The sequence below is a fragment of the Flavobacterium movens genome (assembly GCF_039581425.1).
GTDB lineage: Bacteria > Bacteroidota > Bacteroidia > Flavobacteriales > Flavobacteriaceae > Flavobacterium > Flavobacterium luteolum.
In genome coordinates this window covers 164,518-184,274 of the sequence record NZ_JBCPXY010000003.1, presented here as the reverse complement: position 1 = coordinate 184,274, position 19,757 = coordinate 164,518, and the positions used below count along the sequence as shown (strand labels likewise).

General features: G+C 33.8%; 21 protein-coding genes. 9 read left to right on the top strand and 12 right to left on the bottom strand.

What is annotated here, in order from left to right; all coding sequences use genetic code 11:
• The first annotated feature begins 4 nt into the window (after window positions 1–4).
• The 7 genes from csgH (at window position 5) to AAYQ05_RS07095 (ending at window position 5,901) form a co-directional block, all read left to right on the top strand.
• Window positions 5–406: a curli-like amyloid fiber formation chaperone CsgH gene (gene csgH, locus AAYQ05_RS07125; protein ID WP_343542219.1), complete on the top strand. Its 402-nt coding sequence runs from the start codon at window positions 5–7 to the stop codon at window positions 404–406.
• 5 nt (window positions 407–411) lie between these two features.
• Window positions 412–732 (top strand): CsgE family curli-type amyloid fiber assembly protein, encoded by a 321-nt coding sequence (locus AAYQ05_RS07120; protein ID WP_343542218.1) that lies wholly within the window; start codon window positions 412–414, stop codon window positions 730–732.
• A gap of 16 nt (window positions 733–748) precedes the next feature.
• Window positions 749–1,153, top strand: a complete 405-nt coding sequence (locus AAYQ05_RS07115) for a curli assembly protein CsgF (RefSeq protein WP_343542216.1) — start codon at window positions 749–751, stop codon at window positions 1,151–1,153.
• A 1-nt stretch (window position 1,154) separates the two neighbouring features.
• On the top strand, window positions 1,155–2,516 hold the full coding sequence (locus AAYQ05_RS07110; RefSeq protein ID WP_343542214.1) for a CsgG/HfaB family protein: 1,362 nt from the start codon (window positions 1,155–1,157) through the stop codon (window positions 2,514–2,516).
• Between the two features lie 57 nt (window positions 2,517–2,573).
• A complete protein-coding gene (locus AAYQ05_RS07105) occupies window positions 2,574–4,058 on the top strand; it encodes a carboxypeptidase regulatory-like domain-containing protein (protein WP_343542213.1) in 1,485 nt (494 codons plus the stop codon).
• Window positions 4,059–4,212: 154 nt separating this feature from the next.
• Entirely contained in the window at window positions 4,213–5,391 is a 1,179-nt protein-coding gene (locus AAYQ05_RS07100) for an AIR synthase related protein (RefSeq protein WP_343542211.1), read from the top strand.
• A gap of 153 nt (window positions 5,392–5,544) precedes the next feature.
• The gene (locus tag AAYQ05_RS07095; RefSeq protein ID WP_343542209.1) at window positions 5,545–5,901 is read left to right on the top strand and encodes a hypothetical protein; all 357 of its coding nucleotides are present in this window, start codon (window positions 5,545–5,547) and stop codon (window positions 5,899–5,901) included.
• A gap of 38 nt (window positions 5,902–5,939) precedes the next feature.
• Here the strand turns inward: AAYQ05_RS07095 and AAYQ05_RS07090 are convergent, their stop codons facing one another.
• Window positions 5,940–6,563, bottom strand: a complete 624-nt coding sequence (locus AAYQ05_RS07090) for a M949_RS01915 family surface polysaccharide biosynthesis protein (protein ID WP_343542208.1) — start codon at window positions 6,561–6,563, stop codon at window positions 5,940–5,942.
• 137 nt (window positions 6,564–6,700) lie between these two features.
• On the opposite strand from AAYQ05_RS07090, the gene AAYQ05_RS07085 reads away from it, so the two are divergent.
• The gene (locus AAYQ05_RS07085; RefSeq protein WP_343542205.1) at window positions 6,701–9,025 is read left to right on the top strand and encodes a GH92 family glycosyl hydrolase; all 2,325 of its coding nucleotides are present in this window, start codon (window positions 6,701–6,703) and stop codon (window positions 9,023–9,025) included.
• Window positions 9,026–9,197: 172 nt separating this feature from the next.
• On the top strand, window positions 9,198–9,641 hold the full coding sequence (locus AAYQ05_RS07080; protein ID WP_343542203.1) for a hypothetical protein: 444 nt from the start codon (window positions 9,198–9,200) through the stop codon (window positions 9,639–9,641).
• Window positions 9,642–9,747: 106 nt separating this feature from the next.
• Here AAYQ05_RS07080 and AAYQ05_RS07075 read toward each other — a convergent pair whose 3' ends face one another.
• The 11 genes from AAYQ05_RS07075 to AAYQ05_RS07025 form a co-directional block, all read right to left on the bottom strand.
• A complete protein-coding gene (locus AAYQ05_RS07075) occupies window positions 9,748–11,604 on the bottom strand; it encodes a M61 family metallopeptidase (RefSeq protein ID WP_343542202.1) in 1,857 nt (618 codons plus the stop codon).
• A 110-nt stretch (window positions 11,605–11,714) separates the two neighbouring features.
• Window positions 11,715–11,993, bottom strand: coding sequence for a DUF2805 domain-containing protein (locus tag AAYQ05_RS07070; protein WP_308068561.1), 279 nt, complete (start codon window positions 11,991–11,993; stop codon window positions 11,715–11,717).
• Window positions 11,994–12,114: 121 nt separating this feature from the next.
• Window positions 12,115–12,942 carry a sterol desaturase family protein gene (locus AAYQ05_RS07065; RefSeq protein ID WP_343542199.1) on the bottom strand — a complete coding sequence of 276 codons (828 nt, stop codon included), beginning with the start codon at window positions 12,940–12,942 and terminating at the stop codon, window positions 12,115–12,117.
• Window positions 12,943–13,067: 125 nt separating this feature from the next.
• Window positions 13,068–13,307, bottom strand: a complete 240-nt coding sequence (locus AAYQ05_RS07060) for a GlsB/YeaQ/YmgE family stress response membrane protein (protein ID WP_111286841.1) — start codon at window positions 13,305–13,307, stop codon at window positions 13,068–13,070.
• 42 nt (window positions 13,308–13,349) lie between these two features.
• Window positions 13,350–14,057, bottom strand: coding sequence for an aquaporin Z (gene aqpZ, locus AAYQ05_RS07055; protein ID WP_343542198.1), 708 nt, complete (start codon window positions 14,055–14,057; stop codon window positions 13,350–13,352).
• Window positions 14,058–14,082: 25 nt separating this feature from the next.
• Entirely contained in the window at window positions 14,083–14,439 is a 357-nt protein-coding gene (locus AAYQ05_RS07050) for a DoxX family protein (RefSeq protein WP_343542196.1), read from the bottom strand.
• Between the two features lie 87 nt (window positions 14,440–14,526).
• Entirely contained in the window at window positions 14,527–15,429 is a 903-nt protein-coding gene (locus AAYQ05_RS07045) for an EamA family transporter (protein ID WP_343542194.1), read from the bottom strand.
• A gap of 224 nt (window positions 15,430–15,653) precedes the next feature.
• Window positions 15,654–16,778, bottom strand: coding sequence for a peptidylprolyl isomerase (locus tag AAYQ05_RS07040; protein WP_343542193.1), 1,125 nt, complete (start codon window positions 16,776–16,778; stop codon window positions 15,654–15,656).
• A 30-nt stretch (window positions 16,779–16,808) separates the two neighbouring features.
• Entirely contained in the window at window positions 16,809–17,885 is a 1,077-nt protein-coding gene (locus AAYQ05_RS07035; protein WP_343542191.1) for a peptidylprolyl isomerase, read from the bottom strand.
• A 13-nt stretch (window positions 17,886–17,898) separates the two neighbouring features.
• Window positions 17,899–18,555: a gliding motility-associated peptidyl-prolyl isomerase GldI gene (gene gldI, locus AAYQ05_RS07030; RefSeq protein WP_343542189.1), complete on the bottom strand. Its 657-nt coding sequence runs from the start codon at window positions 18,553–18,555 to the stop codon at window positions 17,899–17,901.
• An 8-nt stretch (window positions 18,556–18,563) separates the two neighbouring features.
• Complete coding sequence (locus AAYQ05_RS07025) at window positions 18,564–19,568, bottom strand: DHH family phosphoesterase (RefSeq protein ID WP_177210299.1); 1,005 nt, start codon at window positions 19,566–19,568, stop codon at window positions 18,564–18,566.
• Window positions 19,569–19,757: the final 189 nt, after the last annotated feature.

Below are 19,757 nucleotides of genomic sequence, written 5' to 3'. Positions count from 1 at the left end.
AAAGATGCGTTTTTTATACGGACATATTATTTTCGTTTTTGTCTTTTTTAGCACCATACTCTATGGTCAGGTTCCCCAAGATAAAATAAAAGCTAAATTAGAAATCGAAAAAGTAGAAGGCAATGTAAAAATCACAGGTACTGCTGAAAATCTTACGGATGTTATCAGGAGTGCTGCCTACAGGATGTCTGTTATAAAAAATAATAATAAAAGTAATAATAAGTCTAATAATGACCAGGTTGGTGTTTTTACCTTACAACCAAACGAAAAACAAAAATTATCTACTTCTCAAATTAATTTATCAGAAGATGATGAGGTAGTCGTTTTATTATTGTTTTATGATGAAGATAAACAAATAATAGCGAAAGATCGTGTGGTTTTAGGTGAAGAAAAAAAAAAGATGTAATTGTATTGCCTGCTGACGGATTTGTGTTAAGAGGAATCATTACAGATGATACCAAAACCAAAATGGGAAAAGATTTTTACGATAGATATTATTACAAGTACAATGATATTGGAATCAACGCTGACAAAATAGTGACAATAGGTGAAGAATATAGTTTTGCAAGAAATACATCCATAACCGTAAGTATCGACAACGAAGTTATTTACGAGTTTCTGGCCAGACCAGACGATGAGTTTTTAGATGCCGTTGCAGAGGAATCTGTAAATGCAACCTTCATTTATTTAAAAGAAAAAGAAAAAGAGCGCAAGTATTTCACTCAGTATTAATTTTATTATTAACGTCATGAAATTTATAATTACCCTCGCAGTATTCCTGCTTATTTCTCCGTTTATAAATGCTCAGGCCTTAGTCTATAAACCGGTTAACCCGGCTTTTGGAGGCGATACTTTTAATTATCAATGGCTTTTGAGCAGTGCCGAAGCACAAAATAAACAAAAAGACAAAACAGCCGAAGTAAAACCTCAAACTGATTTGGAGCGTTTTAAAGCCAATTTAAATTCGCAATTGTTAAGTCAGATCTCAAGTTCTCTCTACAAACAACAATTTGGTACAGATGGTATCAAGGAAGGTTCTTATACTTTTGGGAGCTATTCAATCGATGTTTATCCATCTTCAGAAGGATTCACGCTTAATATTTTAGATACTAATACAGGAGAGCAAACACAAGTAATCATCCCAAATCAATAACATGCGATTACATTTCTACCTATTTATTTTATTTGGATTTCTTTTTACTGGCTGCGGTGCTTATTACAATCAACCCACTGGAGTTCAAAAAGCTGTTTTGGGAGAAGGAACGCCCGCGACATCATTATTAAAAGATCTGCCAAAACCTAAGGAGCAAGTTGTGGTTGGGGTCTATAAATTTAGAGACCAGACGGGACAGTATAAACCTCAGGAAAACGGAAGCAGTTTTAGTACAGCTGTGACCCAGGGAGCGACTTCTATTTTGATAAAGGCATTAGAAGATTCTAAATGGTTTGTGCCTATTGAGCGCGAAAATATTGGAAATTTACTTCAGGAACGAAATCTGATTCGGGCAACCCGTCAGGAGTATGTAAAAAATGCAAATCCTAATGAACCTCAGATAACGCCTCTATTATATGCAGGAGTTTTGTTAGAAGGAGGGATTGTTTCTTATGATTCTAATATTATTACGGGTGGATTTGGAGCAAGATATTTTGGCGCTGGAGCATCTGTAAAATATCGCCAGGATCGTGTAACGATTTATCTGAGAATGATTTCTACATCAAACGGAAAAATTTTAAAATCAGTTTATATTTCAAAAACAATCTTGTCTCAGGCAATCGATGAGAGCCTTTTCAGATATGTCAATTTTAAAAGACTTTTAGAGGTGGAAACAGGTTACACCACTAACGAACCGGTACACATGGCAGTTACAGAAGCTATAGAAAAAGCCGTTGAATCTTTGGTGTTAGAAGGGATAAAAGATAATATTTGGCAAGCTGATGCACCAAAGTGGGAAGTCGATAATTTATTGAAAGCTTATGCTGAAGAAACAAAAACTGCTGATGTAACTGGTTTATATGATCGAGTGCTTGAAAATAGAAGAAGTAAATTTGGCATTGAACTTTCAGGGGGTACTACTTTAATGGATGGAGATTATCAAGATCCGCTATTAAGACCTTTTGGGCGTGGAGCTTTAAAATGGATGCTTACTCCAAGCTTTACCGTCAGTGCTTCCACCAATGTTGTAAATCTTGCCAATAAAAATTTACTAGATGTCGGATATATCACCTACGACCTGAATATGGAATGGATCATTCTTCCAAAAGACCGTCTTACTCCATATTTATATATTGGAGGAGGGTATGGTATGAATCGGAAATTTGAAAATACGTATGGAAAAATTCAATATGGTGCGGGCTTAGAATATATGGCATCAGACCAAATCGGAATAAAATTGTTTGCTGAACAGAACATTAATTTCAGTGACAATCTTGATTATATCGTAGCAGGAACTCGTGATGATTACTATTATAAATTCGGGTTAGGACTAACGTTTTACTTTGGTAAAAAGAAAAAGTAACAAGTTAGAAATTTCGAAAATAGAAGACACACGTTTAAATTTTAAAGCAAGCTAATCATGAAGAATTTATACAAAATAGTAAGTGCAATTTTTTTAGTGGTTTTGGTTTCCTGCAGTGAAGAAAAAATTGGAGAATCTGAATTTGGAACCGTAACAGGAAAAGTCGTTAACAGCGAGACTTTTGAGCCGATGGAAAATGTAAAAATATTATCAAGTCCAACAACTAGTACAGTATTTACAGATGCTGAGGGAAAGTTTACTGTAACGAATGTAAAAGTTGGAGAATATTCGTTTCAAGCTCAAAAAGAAGGTTTCGTAGCAAAATTTGAAGCTGTTAGCGTTACCGCAAATAATACATCGGAAGTTGTTTTTGAATTAAGTAAATCGATCGTGAACAACAAGCCTCCGACAGTTCCTGTTTTAGTAGCTCCAGAAGATAATAGTACAAATCAGCCTGTAAATTTAGAGCTAAGTTGGACAGTTACAGATCCTGATAATGATGCAATGACTTATACCGTTAGTTTAAGAAACGATAAAAATAGTGAAGTTGTAGTTTTTTCAGATCTAAAAGAGAAAAAACTAGCGCTAACAAATTTAATCTATGGAGCCAAATATTACTGGCAAGTTACCGTAACTGATGGGGTGAATACCCCTCTTTTAAGTACGATAAGCGCTTTCTCTACAATAGCTTTTCCAGCAACAAGAAATTTATTTGTTAAAACTATTAGCGGTAACAATGTGATTTTCGCTGCAGATGACGCAGGCAAACAATATCAATTGACAAGTTCAGATAAAAATAGCTGGCGCCCTAGACGAAACAACCAAGCTCAGAAAATTGCTTTTATCGGGACAAGTGGTTCACAAAATGATATTTACACCATGGATTTTGATGGGACTAATATTAAAAAAGTAACAAACTCTGTCTCTATTGCAGGATTTAAAGCTGATTATTTAGGGTATTCATGGAATGCGTCGGGGAGTGAATTTATTTATCCAAATTTTGATAAGCTATATCGGATCAAAAGTGACGGCAGCGGATTGACAAAAATTTTTCAGACTCCAAATGGCAAATTTATTTCAGAATGCGATTGGAGTGCAGATGGCAGTAAAATAGCCTTAAAAGTAAATGATATAAATGGATATAATGTAGAGATTTATGTTATTAACCTTTCAGGAGTAATTGTTACATCTATACTAGCGGGAGAACCTGGTGCCGTTAGTGGTTTGAATTTCTCTGTTTCTGGTTTAAAATTGGTTTATACAAAAGATGTTTCTGGATTTGAGAGTCAAGATTATCGCCAACTAGATTCTAAAATTTTTGAATATAGTTTTCTTCTTGGAAATTCTTACCAATTGTCAACAGAAAAAACAGCAGGAACAAACGATTTAGATGTTAGATATTCTCCTAATGAAGCAGAGTTAATTTTTCTAAATACTTCAAATGATGGTATTTCTGTTAAAAATATAGTGAAATGCGGTATCGGAGTTGCAAATTCGAGAACTACATTATTTACAGGAGCATCAATGCCCGATTGGGAATAAAAATAAATAGCCAAGAGCTTCATAACCAATTTTATTTCGGGAAATCGGCAGGAAATAATCTTCTGCCGATTTTTTTTAGAATCAAACAATCGAATAAGTCAAAGAATTAAAAAAAGGGATTATCTTTGCAGCACATCAACACAAACTAATTTTCATGAGTTCAGATTCTAGCAAAAGATATGCACAAAGAGGTGTTTCGGCATCAAAAGAAGACGTACATAACGCTATTAAAAATATTGACAAAGGTTTATTTCCGCAGGCATTCTGCAAAATTGTTCCAGATTATTTAACACAAGATTCAGAACACTGTCTTATCATGCACGCCGATGGAGCTGGAACAAAATCGTCTTTGGCTTATATGTACTGGAAAGAAACTGGAGATCTTTCTGTATGGAAAGGAATTGCTCAAGATGCCTTAATCATGAATATTGACGATTTATTATGTGTTGGTGCAACAGATAATATTTTGCTTTCTTCTACAATTGGAAGGAATAAAAATCTAATTCCTGCCGAAGTTATTTCTGCAATCATTAATGGAACAGAAGAATTAATCAACGAGTTAAAATCATTCGGAGTTACGATTCATTCAACAGGAGGAGAAACTGCCGATGTTGGAGATGTAGTTCGTACTATTATTGTAGATTCTACTGTAACAGCAAGAATGAAACGCTCTGATGTTGTAGATAATGCAAACATCAAAGCAGGAGACGTAATTGTTGGTTTAGCTTCTTTTGGTCAGGCAACTTACGAAAAAAGCTATAACGGCGGAATGGGAAGCAACGGATTAACTTCTGCGCGTCACGATGTTTTCGGGAAATATTTGGCTAAAAAATATCCAGAAAGTTACGATGCAGCCGTTCCAGAAGAATTAATTTATTCAGGACAAGTAAATTTAACCGATGAGGTTGAAAACAGCCCAATAAACGCTGGTCAATTAGTGCTTTCTCCAACTAGAACTTACGCTCCAATTATCAAGAAAATTTTAGATAAATATACTCCAAAAGAGATTCACGGAATGGTGCATTGCAGTGGAGGAGCACAAACTAAAATTTTACATTTCGTAAAAGATTTACATGTTATAAAAGACAATTTATTTCCGGTTCCGCCATTGTTCAAATTAATTCAAGAACAATCAAAAACAGACTGGAAAGAAATGTATCAGGTTTTCAATTGCGGTCACAGAATGGAACTTTACGTTCCAGAAAGTATTGCGCAAGATATTATCGAAATTTCGAAATCATTCAATGTTGATGCGCAGATTGTAGGTAGAGTAGAGGCTTCGGATTCTAAAAAGCTTACAATTACTAGCGAATACGGAACATTCAACTATTAAAAAAATAACCATATAAGTGATATAAGTTCATTTTAAGTTAGATTGTCAGGCTGAGCGAAGTCGAAGTCCTATTTTGATTTGACAGCTTTCTATTTCACTCGGAAAGAATTTATATTTTCTTATATCACTTATATGGTTTAAAAATATTTAACTATGTACGAATTACTTTTCTGGAAATATCTAGACGAAATTTACCTGAACAATCAGGAAGTTTACGAAGCGCTTGTTGAAAAACAAGAAGTTGAAGGTTTAGCAGAGCTTCAAGTTGAAGTAATCGTAAATAGAATCAATTCAGTCTTTTCAGATTGGGAAAGAGTAGATGAAAACAGCTGGAAAAACTCAAAAGGGAAAGGCGCATTTCAAGTAATCACTACTCCACAAAGCATAAAAATTGACTGCTACGGAACTGAAGGAAAAACCATGAACAAATTAGTTGATATTATGGAAGAATTCAAATGTCCGCTTTATGATCCGCAAGTTCCAGAACGTTATGATGAAATGAACGAGTAGCAATTGATAATTAATAATTGACAATTATCAATTAAATCTTATCCGTTTTTCAAAAGCACACTCTGTTCTTTTCTCATTTTTGCCAGCAATTGATCAATATAAGTTTTTATTTTCTGTGGAAGCATATTCCAATTTTGATCTTTTTTGAAACTTCTGCAATCGTCTAAATCACATTCAACTGCGCGAATAACGTATTTTTTGTTTTTATAAATGGTAATTACTTTTACTCTTCTTATATAGCCGTCTTCAGTTCGTGTTCCATAGACAATAATAGGATCAATATAGCCGTCTTCATCAATATCTTTTGTACTACAATATTTTGTCCAGAACCAGATATTAGTTTCTTTAGGGGCATTATCTTCGAGTAAATCGTTAATTCTCCATTTTTCTAAAAATCCGCCGTGATCATTAATTACACAAACTGCTTGTATTTTGGTATTTAAAGTATCTTTTTTAGAAGTTGTTTTTTGATTTTCGCCCAAAACCAATTCGTAAACACCACCTTTATCCTGAAATTCAAAAGCTCTGTAAATAGGAAAATCAGTTACGTTTTCAAGTTCCCTTTCTGAAATTTCCTTTTTCGTTAATCTGTGGCTTTCAATTTTTTGAGAAAAAATAAACGATGAAGAGAAAGAAAGTAAAATTAAAATATATTTTTTCATGTTTTGGCTTGGCTTTTAGTATGCCAAAGATATTTAAACCTTTTGAGTTCGGCTAAATTTATGTTTTTTAAAAATAGATTTTGTTGTACTTTTCTGCATTCAAATGACAACAAAGATTTCAAAGAAAAACTATAAAAATGATCAAAATAAAACGCGGTAATTTTCTTCTTGTATTAATATTGCTTTCAGCTGTTAATGTAATGGCGCAAAAAAAAGTAATTCAAAGTAAAAACCTTATCCAGTATGTAGATCCAATGATTGGAACGGCAAAAATGGGACATACCTATCCAGGAGCGACAGTTCCTTTTGGAAGTGTGCAATTAAGTCCAGAAACAGATACAATTGCTTACAGTTTAAACGGAAAGTATAATGGTGAAGTTTATAAATATTGTGCAGGATATCAATATGAAGATAAAACGATTGTAGGTTTCAGTCACACGCATTTTAGCGGAACTGGACATTCAGATTTAGGCGATTTCTTGATTATGCCAACAACTGGAAAACTGCAATTAAATCCGGGGGTGGCGTCTAAACCATTATCTGGTTATAGATCGGCATTTTCGCATGCAACAGAAAAAGCAGAACCTGCATATTACAGCGTTTTTCTAGAAGATCATAAAATTAAAGCAGAATTGACCGCAACGACTCGCGTTGGAATGCATCAATACACTTTTCCAAAATCTAATGAAGCCCATATTATTCTCGATTTGACTTCAGGAATTTACAATTATGACAAAAAGAATGTCTGGACATTTGTTCGTGTAGAAAACGATACTTTGATAACAGGATATCGTCAAACAAATGGTTGGGCTAGAACTAGAACAGTTTATTTTGCAATGTCTTTCAGTAAACCAATTAAAAGTTACGGACAAGCTGCTCAGGAAAAAAGTGTGTACAGAGGTTTTTGGGGAAGATTTGATCAGACTAAAAACTTTCCAGAAATGGCAGGACAAAACCTAAAATTATTTTTTGATTTTGATACGAATGAAGGAGAGAAAATCAAAATAAAGATGGCATTGTCACCAGTCAGTTCTGCTGGAGCACTTGAAAACATGAAAAAAGAAACGCCAGATTGGGATTTTGAAAAAGTAAAAAAACAAAGTCAGGAAATCTGGAATAAGGAGTTGAATAAAATTCAGATAGAAACCATTCAAAAAGAAGATCTAGTTAATTTTTATACCGCAATGTATCATGCCTTTTTGGGACCAACTGAATACATGGATTTAGACGGAAGTTATAAAGGATTGGATATGAATGTTCATAAAGCAGAAAACTTTACGAACTATACCAGTTATTCGCTTTGGGATACGTACCGAGCATTGCATCCATTATTTAATATTGTACAGCCCAAAAGAAATGCCGATATGGTGAGTTCCATGCTGGCGCATTCAGAACAAAGTGTTCATAAAATGCTTCCAATCTGGTCACATTATGCCAATGAAAATTGGTGCATGATTGGATATCATTCTGTTTCAGTTGTAGCAGATGCGATTGTAAAAGGCAATATTAGTTTTGATGCTGAAAAAGCACTTCAGGCTTGTGTAAATACTGCAAAAGTTCCGTATTATGATGGATTGGAGTTTTATATGAATAAAGGATATGTTCCAGAAGACAAAAGCGGTGCTTCGGTTTCTAAAACCTTAGAATATGCTTATGATGACTGGGCAATCGCGCAAGCTGCAAAGAAATTGGGTAAAACGGAAATTTATAATGAATTTATCAATAGATCGAAAAATTATAAAAATGTTTACGACGAGAAAACAGGTTTTATGCGTCCGAAATTAAACGATGGGACTTTCAAGAAAGAATTTGATCCATTAGATACGCACGGACAAGGTTTTATTGAAGGGAATTCTTGGAATTATAGCTTGTACGTTCCGCAAGATCCAGCTCATATGATTCAATTGATGGGAGGAAATGAGAAGTTTAAAGTTCGTTTAGATTCGTTATTCAATATGCATCTTCCAGATAAATATTTTGAAAATACTGAAGATATAACAAGAGATGGAATCATTGGAAATTATGTTCACGGAAACGAGCCTTCACACCATGTTGTCTACTTATACAATTGGACAGATTCTCCGTGGAAGGCTCAAGATAAAATAAGAATGATTTTGAAAAAAATGTACAAAAATGGTGCTGATGGTCTAGGAGGAAATGACGATTTCGGACAAATGAGCGCTTGGTATATTTTTAGCAGTTTAGGATTTTATCCAGTTGCTCCAGGTTCTGATGTATATGCATTGGGAAGTCCGTTGCTGAAAAATGCTGTTTTGAATTTAGAAGACGGAAAAACTTTTGAGGTTGAAACCGTAAACCAATCCGATAAAAATGTATTTGTGAGCAAAGTTCTGTTGAACGGAAAACAATTGGATAAACCATTTTTAAAGCATTCAGATGTTATAAATGGAGGGAAGATTACGTTTTATATGAGCAATAAACCAAATAAGATGAATTATTAAGAGATAGGAGCTAAGATTTTAAGGCGCTAAGTTTTTTGATCTTTAGGATCTAAATCTATATATAAACCTGTTAGGCTCTCTTAGAATAATTAATTCGTGAAAATTTGTGTAATTCGTGGCAAAACAACAAAAAACTTCACGAAATTTGCATTTCAAATAAAGACAAGGAAATATGAAAATTAATCTAAAATCAGGAATTGATAAGTTGCTTTTCGGAATGAAGCAGAATGATGTAACAGCAGCTTTAGGAAAGCCTGACAAAAACTATAAAGACGAAGACGACAACGTAATTTTTGTTTATAATGCACACAAAATCAGATTGACATTTTATCAGGAAGAAGATTTGAAATTAGGTTATTTAGTAGCTTCAAGTAATGACCTAGAAGTTTTTGGATTCAAATTAATTGGAAGAAAAATTGCTGATGTAAAAAAAGATTTTGCAGCAAAAGGAATTAATAAATACAATCAGGAAACTTTTGATACTTTCGAAAACTACTTCAACGAAGACAACTGGTTTATCCTTCAAACAGAATTTGATGAGGTGGTGAAGTTTGAAATTGGTGCAATTATCAATAGCAAAGACGAATTTGACTGGAAATTTCCTGTAAAGAAATAACATATCAAAAACTTTGTCAAGTTTTAAACTTTGACAAAGTTCTTTAAAGACAATAAAAAAACCGACAATCACTTGTCGGTTTTTTTTTATGATTATAACTAAAAGATTAACCTTTCAACCATGCATTTTTAAGTTTCTCTTTTGAAGCATCAGTTGCTTTAAAAGTTTCAGATTCTTCAAATGGTAACTTTACGGTTCCTTTAATGGTTTCTTCTTTTCCGCCACGTTTTACTTTCAAAGTGATAGGGTCATTATCTTTCCAATTTTCACTTTCAGTAATCAAATCATAAATGTTATCCAAATTGTATGATTTATTGTTTACAGCTAAGATTTTATCTCCACCTTTTAAATTTAGGTTTTTGAAGAATTCAATTGATTCTGATTCAGGACGAACAGCAATTTCTTTTGTTGCTTTGTCAATAGTAATATTTGGAGTTTGTCCTTTTATAAACGGATTTCCTGTTTTTTTCTCTATTGCTTTTGTAACACCAATTTTAGCTAAATAGAAATCGTAAGGAATTGGAGTTGTTCCAGCAACATATTTGTTTAAAAATTCTCCAACTTCAGGATAAGTTAAAGAAGTGATTTTAGCGAATAATTCATCATCATTAAATGGTTTTTCAACACCATATTCGTCAGATAATTTATGCATTAAGTCAAGAATTCCTCTTTCTCCATTACTTTTTTCTCTAATGATAATATCAATGCACATACCAATTAAAGCTCCTTTTTGATATACGTTTAAGTATTGGTCTTTGTAAGGCTGTTCTAATACATTTTTACTCATTACAGTAAATGACATTGTATCATTTAAGCCCTTAGCTTGCTCAATTTTATCGGCAATACGAGAGTAGAATTCAGCTTCGTCGATCAAACCTTGGTTGATTTGGAAAAGATTTGCAAAATATTCTGTAACCCCTTCATACATCCATAAATGCTCAGACATTTTTGGCGCATTATAATCAAAATACTGAATTTCTTTTGAGTGAATAGTTAATGGAGTAACAATGTGGAAGAATTCGTGAGAAACTACATCTTTCATAGATTCTACTAATTTTTCTTTTGGCATTGATTCTGGTAAAACGACAGTTGTAGCAGTTGGATGCTCTAAAGCTCCAAAACCATGTGCATCGTCTTTTGCCATGCTTGACAAGTATAATAACACAGTATATTTTTTAGTAGAATTTACTTTTCCTAAAAAGTTTTTCTGTGCTGTCATCATTGTTTTCATCTCTGGAGTGATGCTTTCAGCAGTATATTTTCCAGTAGGAGAGTACACAGCAATTAAGATGTCCATTCCGTTTACATTAAAAGTAGTGTAGTCAGGTTTAGAATACATAATTGGGTTTTCTACCAAAATAGCATAACGAGAAGTGGTAAACACATCAGAAGTATTGCTTGCATCTTGATCTGTCATAGAAGTTGCTCCCCAAAGTGTTTCAGGATGCGTGATAGTAACTTTGTACGGAACGTCTAATTTGTCTTTAAAATATCCGACAAAACCATGCGTGTTAACCATGAAATTTTTTCCTGCATCAATGTTTGTCCCTGCTGGAGAGAAAACATCATCATTTCCAAATCCAGTCCCTTTTTCAGTATCGAAAGAATCGTTTACTAAATAAGTGATTTTCTTCAACGTTTTTGCATTTGAAATAGACCAAGAATTATCGTCTAATCTTTTTACTGTAAGCGGATTTCCTTTAGCATCAAATGCCTTGAAATCTTCCGAATATTTTCCGTAATTATCTGTTGAATAAGTACCAGGAACAGTTTTTGGGATACTGTAAACAACTTCATCTGTTTTAAAGGCGGGCGGTGTAACGGTTACCAAAACTTTATCATCTTTAACATCGGTTAAATTGATATTCACTTCAACGATATTGCTTTTTGCGGCTCCAGTGCTCCCTGTTTTACAGCTCCAAAAAGTGACCGCTAGAGCTAAGGTGTAAAGTATTTTTTTCATTTCTATATGTTTAGTTAAAAGTATTTGTCACAAAAAGCATTAAAAAGTTACTAAAAAATCACATTAAATTTAAAGATAAAAAAAACTCCTGAAAAAACAGGAGTTTTATGTTAGTCTAATTTATTCTTGATATAATATTTTCCGTCCAAATCTTCATCAAAATCATCTATTTTAACTGGTTTTGGTTTTGGTTTATTTGCAATTGCCTTCTTTTTCCACATCTCAAATTTTTCAAGAGGCATTTTCTTTTTCATGATGTCTAGGACTTCTTTTTCTGCCAATCCAAATTCTTTCTTTATAATTTCAAATGGATTTCTTTCTTCTAAAGCTAACGAAACAAGTTTTTCAATTTGTTCCGGAGTTAATTCTTTGCGGCTACTCTTTTTCATCTCGTGAAAATTAATTCAAAATAGGGTGTTAATTATTAATAGATTGATTTTCAATTCTTGTATCAATATTAAAAAAAAAAATAATAAGTTGTTTCAGTAAAGTGCAATTTTTTTAGAGAATTTAGCTGTTTTTAAAGGATCTTGATTTTTGAAATGGAATTTTTAGCAGATTCTTCAATTCATTGTTTTCTTCTGGAAGCATATGAGTGTCTACACCGTATACCAGCTGCTCTTTGGGTAAGTAAGAGAATGTTCCAAAAAGTCTGTCCCACACAGAAAAAATATTTCCATAATTACTATCTGTGTAAGGCAGCACATAATGGTGATGTATTTTATGCATATTCGGAGAAACAATGAAATAGCTTAAGAATATATCCAGCTTTTCAGGAAGCGAAATATTGGCATGATTAAATTGCGATGCGATAACTGATAATGATTGATAAAGAAAAACCATCCACATTGGTGTTCCAATAATTAAAACTCCTAAAGTGGTAAAAACAAAACGTACTACGCTTTCTCCAGGATGATGTCTATTGGCTGTTGTAGTATCAATCCAAGTGTCTGTATGATGCACCAAATGAAACTGCCAGAGAATTTTTACTTTGTGTTCTACTAGATGAGCTAAATAAGCTCCAATTAAATCCAAAAGTAATAAACCAATTATTGTATATAGCCAGATTGACACTTTTGGAAGCCATTGCAGAATTCCAAAATTATGTTCGATTGTCCATGCAGCAGTTCTTATTAAAATAAATGCCAGAATAAAGTTGACGACAATGGTGGTGAAGGTAAAAAAGAAATTTATTCCAGCGTGAGGCCATTTTTTATAGTGCATTTTAAATAAGGGGAAACTGTTTTCAATAAGCCAGAAAATAGTAATGCCTCCAACCAAAATAAGGCTTCTGTGGGAAGATGGAATAGTGCTGAAGTAAGAAATGATTTCGTTCATAATACATAAATATTTGAGTTGAAATAAAATTTTCTTGCCGATTTTATCCAAACAAAAAGAGAAAATCAAATATAAATATATCAGATTTTCTCTTTCGAATTTAATTATGTACTAATAATTGCGTATTATTTTTTGATGAGGCTAATTATAAATAATAAAACCCATGCACCTCCTACAGCAATCAGAATCTGCCATAGAAGACCACCGCCTCCAATTCCAAGTTTTCCAGCGATCCATCCTCCGATAAATCCGCCTATGATTCCGACGATGATATTGCCAATTAAACCAAAGCCGGCACCTTTCCAGATTTGACCAGCCAGCCATCCAGAAATGGCACCTATAAGCAAGAAATATAAAAATTCCATATTTTTATTTTTTTATGATGTGTCGATTTCTTCTTTCAGCTACTATGCTTCTGCGTGATTTTGAAGCAGTGTTTTATATAGAAAACCTGCAGCTAATGCACCAAGAATAGGGGCGACCCAAAACAGCCAAACCTGAGATAATGGCTCTCCTCCAACAAAAATTGCCTGAGATAAAGATCTCGCTGGATTTACAGAAGTGTTCGTAATTGGAATACTGATTAAGTGTATTAAAGTCAGCGCCAAACCAATTGCGATTCCAGCAAATCTGCCATTTGCAAATTTATCAGTTGCTCCTAGAATCACCAATAAAAAGAATAATGTAAGCACAAATTCTGCAATAAAAGCAGACTGTAACGAATAACCATTAGGAGAGAAAGCTCCAAAACCATTAGATGCAAAGGCGCCAGCTTTTGTATTGTCTATTGCAAAACCAGCTTTTCCAGAAGCTATTGTGAATAAAGTTCCTGCAGCAGCTGCGGCTCCAATACATTGTGCAATAATATACGGAATAAGATCTTTGGCAGAAAATCTTCCGCCAGCCCATAAACCAAAAGAAACAGCGGGATTAAAGTGACCACCAGAAATATGGCCAACAGCATAAGCCATGGTAAGCACAGTTAAACCAAATGCTAGCGCAACACCAGCAAATCCAATTCCTAAGTCAGGAATTCCGGCAGCAAAAATAGCGCTTCCGCACCCTCCAAAAACAAGCCAATAAGTTCCAAAAAACTCTGCAAATAATTTTTTCATAATAAAATAATTTAATGGTTAATGTTTAGAATGTATATTGGTAAGCCCAATAAATTAAAACAAATTGTAAGAGCAAACGTACAAATAAAATCCATCTTGGTAAACCAAAACCTGCTTTTTTATTTTGAAACATGTACAAATTGGCAGGGAAAACAGCAATTAACAGCACTATAATTCCCCACACGGCAAAATTTGATGAAAAAGGCAGGACTAAAAAGATGCCCAGAATAATCTCGGCGGCACCACTTAAAATATTTATTAATTTGGGGTTTTTAAATGCGGGCGGAATGATTTTTATATACATTCCAGGATTTCTAAAATGATTTAGCCCAGCAAGAATATAAAGGAAAGCCATTAAATACAAATGCCAAGGTAGAATCATGATATCTAATTGTTTATCACGAATTTATAAAAAAATTAACAATTATTGCATTACAGTACTTCTTTTTTTGAAAGTATGTATTTTGAGTTATTTTTTTGACTTGAAATTTACATTCATAATAATTATGGCCAGAATAATTAATGCGATGCCAAGCCATTGAGAAAAGATTACTTTCTCGTTTAATAAAACATAAGCCATCATTACAGAAACAGGCAGTTCAAGAGCAGACACAATGCTTCCCAGTCCGATTCCAGTTAACGGAAATCCAGCTGTCATTAATAGGGGTGGAATGATAGTTCCGAATAGTGCCAATACAATTCCCCATTTTAAGAAGATTTCCATATTGAAGGCTGTAACCTGCGTTGCAAAAGCAAACGAAAATACAATTATAGCTCCACCTAAAAGCATATAAAGGCTTCTTTGCGCAGACGAAATTTCGGTTGCAACACTATTAGCAGTAAACATAGTTGTAGTAAAAGAAGCAGCAGCCAGCATTCCCCAAACTAAACCTCTCCAGTCTAATTGGATATCACTATTGATAATATTTGTGGCTAAAACAGTCCCGAAAAGAACAATAAAGACCGCAATGACTTTTTGTTTTGAAGGCAGTTTTTTTTCTAAAATCATTTCAAGCAAAACACCCATCCAAACGGTTTGCATCAATAAAACGATTCCGATAGAAACAGGAATGTATTTTACAGCCAAATAATAAAATAAGCTCGTCATTCCTAATGAAGTCCCTGCAAGCATTAAACTTAAAATGTTTTTACGAGATGCTTTTATAGCAGGTTTGTTTTTATTTTTAACACGCTGAAAAAGATTGATTAGAAGAATTCCAAGAATTCCATAAATAAATTGTGAGGTCGTTACTTCTGCAGTTGTGTAGCCTTCAGAATAAGCTATTTTTACAAAAGTAGCTAGCATCCCGTAAGTAGTTGCTCCCAAAGCAACAAGAAAAACACCTTTTAATACATTATTTTGCGACGTCATAAATTATCTCTTTTTAAAAAATTAAGCCGGCAAAGGTAAGTTATTTTGTTTAGGATTCTCTTGTACTATGTTGAAAATAGTGATTTAATTGCAATGGAATTGATTTTTAAAGGCTTAAATTAGGAATTCTTTAAAAAACGAGATGCCGGAAAATAGAAAAGCCATCAAAAATAATTCTGATGGCTTTTTATATGTATAAAGAGTTAATCTTCTTTGTTTCCTAATTACTTAGGTTGGTTTTGATAGGTTTCGATTTCAAAAATCAAAGTTGCATTTGGTGGAATAACTCCGCCAGCGCCTTTTTCGCCATAAGCTAAATTTGAAGGCAGGAAGAAAGTTGCTTTTTCTCCGTCTGTCATCATATCAAGGGCTTCAATAAAACCAGGGATCATTCCATCTTTTTTACCAACTGTAAAAGGAAAAGCTTTGTAACCGCCTTGTGCATCTCTATTTGCATCATATTTTCCGTATGCTTTTGCTACTTGAGCCATACTGCTGTCAAATAAAGTGCCATCTTCAAAATATCCTGCATAGTGAAAATAGATTGTAGAACCTTCAGCACCTTTAACGCCAGTACCTTTTTGAGTTACTACGTATTTTAAACCAGAGGTTGTAGTGGTTGCTTTTGCTTTTAAGTCTTTAAAATAGGCCGCTTTAGCAGTTATTACTTTTTTTGCTTCTTCTTTTTTCGCTGCTTCTTTTTTTACATCATCACTTAAGACTTTTAATGCATCAAATTTCTTTGCTGCTGCACCTTTACGTGTAATAACAATTTTTGTCATTAAATCATCCTGAACAATTTTATTTACATTATCCATCCCAGAAACAACATGACCAAAAATAGTGTGTTTTCCGTTTAACCAAGGTGTATCTTTATGTGTAATGAAAAATTGGCTTCCGTTTGTTGCTGGACCAGAATTTGCCATTGCTAGAACTCCACCTTTTTCGAATTTTAAATCGTCTACAAATTCATCTTTAAACGAAAATCCTGGGCCTCCAGAACCATTTCCGTCAGGATCACCACCTTGAATCATGAAATCATTAATAACTCGGTGAAATTTTAATCCATTATAAAATGGTTTTCCTTTAAGTGAAGCTTTAACGTTAGGATTTGTACCTTCTACCAAAGTAATAAAGTTTGCTACTGTAACAGGAGCTTTTACATATTCTAAAGAAAGGACAATATCTCCTTTTGTTGTAGAGATTGTAGCAAAAATTCCATCACCAGGATTTGTGGCTACAACTGCTTTGCTTGTAGGTTTTGCTGCGGGTTTTGTTGCAGGTTTTTTAGTTTGGGCTTGAATATTTACTATTGCTAAGCAAAATAAAAATAGAAATTTATATTTCATTGCTTTTAAAATTTTAAGTCTTTAATTCAATTACTGTTTGTCTGAAATCTGGATTTCGAAGATGATATTAGCATTTGGCGGAATCACACCTCCAGCACCAGTTGCTCCATAAGCTAAGTGAGATGGAATGAAAAGAACTGCTTTATCTCCGTAAGATAATTGCTCAACTCCTTCAATAAAACCAGGAATTAAACCGTCTTTTTTGCCAGCTTGAAATTGAATTGGTTGGTAGCCGCCTTGTGCTGCTCTCGCAGGATCGTATTTTCCGAATTGTTTTGCCACTTCTTCGATACTAGCGTCAAATAAAGTTCCGTCTTCAAGGAAACCAGCGTAATGAATGTAAATTGGACTTCCTGCAACAGGTTTTTTACCGCTTCCTTTTTCTGTAATTACATATTCTAAACCACTAGTAGTTTTAGTTGCTTTTGCTTTTAAAGCAGCATAATAATCTACTTTTGCTTTTTGAACGCCAGCGTATTTGCTTTGTTCTTTTGCAATGTCAGCAAAATAATCATGGAATACTTTTACAGCATCAAATTTCTTAGCGGCTTCACCATTTCTGATAATAGTTATAGAAACGATATTGTCGCCTTGTACCACTTTGTTTACTACTTCCTGATCTTTTGCATCTACAACATGACCAAAAATGGTATGTTTTCCGTCTAACCAAGGAGTTTCAACATGTGTGATAAAAAATTGGCTGCTGTTTGTGCCTGGACCATTATTAGCCATTGCCAAAACACCTGCTTTGTCAAATTTTAAATCTGAAAATTCATCTTTAAATTTATAACCAGTATCTCCAGAACCAGTTCCTAATGGATCACCACTCTGAATCATGAAGCTTTCAATAACTCTATGGAATTTCAGACCATCAAAGAAAGGCTTGTTTTTAAGGTTTTCATGTGTTACAAACTCGTTTTTACCTTCAGCTAAAGTCACGAAGTTAGCGACTGTTATTGGGGCTTTTTTGTAATCAAGTTCTACAATAATGTGACCTTTGTTTGTCTCGATGTCAGCATATAAACCATCTGGCAGATTGCTATGATCGTCTTTACAAGAATAAAATGAGCTTACGGCTATTAGTAATAATAAAATACTCTTTTTCATTTTAAGATATTGTTTATTGAGTTAATGTGTCTTTTTTAGCTGGCGCTGCAGGCTTTGCAACTGCAGGTTTTGGTGTTACGGTTTGAGTAGGCTGTGCAGCAGGTTTTGCTGTTTGTGCAGTTGGATCTGGAACAAAATTTCTAAGCGTAACGGTAACAATTAAAGATTCGTTCGTGCCAATTTTTTTATTGTCTCCATGATATCCATAAGCCATATGTGATGGAAATAAAAACGTAACAGTTTCATTTTTATGCATTCTTTTGATTCCATCGCGCAGCCCCATCATAATGTCTTGTTTGTCTACATAATAAGTTTGAGGTCCAAGATCAGATTCTGAATAAATGACGTTGCCTTTTATGTCTTTTATTTCCATGTTAAAATAGGCAATATCGCCTTTTCTAGGAGCTAGAGTTTCTGTAGCATTCTTTTCTTCGTAGCAAAACCAATATCCTTTTGGAGTGGCAAAATACTTTACTTTCGGATTGCTTTTGATTATTTTTTTTATGACTTCCTCTTCGTTGGCCACTAATTTTTTATTTCGGTCTGCCGATTTTTTCATGAATGTTCCCGAAGCTCTAGAAATTGGTCTTCTGGCTTCTTCATGATGCTTACAGCTGCTTATTAAAACAGCAAAAAGCAAAGTGTAAATGCTAAGTTTTAGGTAATTCATGATTTGGACTATAATTTTAGTTTTTTTACTAAATCTTCAAATTTATTAATGGTGTTTTCCATAGAATCTTCAGATCTTCCTCCAGCTGCATTAACATGTCCGCCTCCGTTAAAGTGATCTCTTGCAAATTGATTTACATCAAATCCTCCTTGAGAACGGAAAGAAATTTTAATTATTTTTTCTTCTTTGTTTTCAATAAATATGGCTGTAAAAACAATTCCGCGAATGCTTAATCCGTAGTTTACAATTCCTTCAGTATCGCCTTTTACATAGTTAAACGAATCCAGTTCTTCTTGTGTAAGAGTCATGTAAGACGTTTTATGTTCTTCAAAAATTTTCATATTTTGAAGTGCACGGCCTAATAACTGCAAACGGCTAAAAGAACTATTATCGTATAGTAAAACCGGAATTTGAGTGTTCTCAACTCCTAAATCAATTAATTCGGCAATAATTCTATGCGTGTTTCCTGTAGTTCCAGGAAAACGGAATGAACCAGAATCAGTCAAAATTCCAGTATAGATACAAGTTGCTATGGTTTTATCTATATCTTCTTTTTTATTTAAAAAGGCAATAAAATTATAAACCATTTCGCAAGTAGATCCGAAAGAAGTGTCTGAGTACGTATAAGCAGCATAATCATGAGGTTTTTCATGATGATCGATCATGATAAATGGTGCTGTAAGTTTTGCCAGAGTATGCTCCATTTCGCCAGTGCGATGAAAAGCATTAAAATCTAGCGTAAAAATAAGTTCAGCTTCTTCTAATATTTTAATGCAGTTTTGAGTGTCTTTTTCATAAACTTTAACTGTTTCTGAACCTGGAAGCCAAGCTAAAAAATCAGGAAAATCATTTGGAGAAATAACTGTTGGCTGATGATTATTTTTGAGTAAAAAATGGTATAAAGCTAGAGTCGAACCCATGGCGTCACCATCTGGTCCTCTGTGCGGAATAATTGCAATTTTCTTTGGCGTAGCAAGCAATAATTGAATTGCTTGAATATCTTGTATTTTCATAGTTTGCGAATTTACATTTTTTTAATGTAATGCTGAAAATATTTAGTCGCAGTTTTCAGTTTCAGTTTTCAGATATTTTAGGGGTAAAAAAAATGTGCGTGGATGAAACTGATTCGCTATCGTGAAAACGCGGATTTGGACGGATTTTTTTATTTTGAAACTGAGAGTGTAAACTGCGACTGCCACTGA